Below are 593 nucleotides of genomic sequence, written 5' to 3'. Positions count from 1 at the left end.
TGGCTGGCCGAGGAGGCTTTGGCTTCGTCGCGGTTGGTGCTGGTGTCGCGGGGTGCGGTGTCGGTGGCCGGCGGGGAGGCTGTGGGTGATCTGGCGGCCGCGGCGGTGTGGGGTCTGATCCGTTCGGCGCAGACCGAGCATCCGGGGCGGTTCGTGCTGGTGGATGTGGATGACGACCCTGTGTCGCTGGGTGTGGTGCCGGGGGTGGACGAGCCGCAGGCGGCGATCCGCGCCGGGGCTGTGCTCGTCCCGCGTCTGGCCCGGGTGACGGCGGCCCGGACGGCCGACGCCCCTGCGTGGGACGGCGAGGGCACGGTGCTGATCACTGGTGGTACGGGTGCGCTGGGCGCGGTGCTGGCCCGGCACCTGGTCACCGAGCACGGTGTGCGCGATCTGGTGCTGACCAGCCGCGGCGGTCACGCCCCGGAGCTGGAGGCGGAACTGACCGGCCTGGGCGCCCGGGTGCGGGTGGCGGCCTGCGACGTCGCCGACCGGGACGCTCTGGCCGAGGTGCTGGCGGGCATTCCCGCGCTCACGGGGGTGGTCCACGCCGCCGGTGTGCTGGACGACGGCGTCGTGGAGTCCCTGACCCC

Annotated in this window: 1 protein-coding gene; it reads left to right on the top strand. The window is 74.9% G+C overall.

Annotated elements, in window-relative coordinates; translation table 11 throughout:
- A partial coding sequence (locus ACYVO2_RS37305; RefSeq protein ID WP_461012569.1) for an SDR family NAD(P)-dependent oxidoreductase occupies nucleotides 1-593 on the top strand: 593 nt, incomplete at both ends.

The sequence above is a fragment of the Streptomyces capparidis genome, from assembly GCF_054782095.1.
This window is presented reverse-complemented; position numbering and strand designations above follow the sequence as displayed.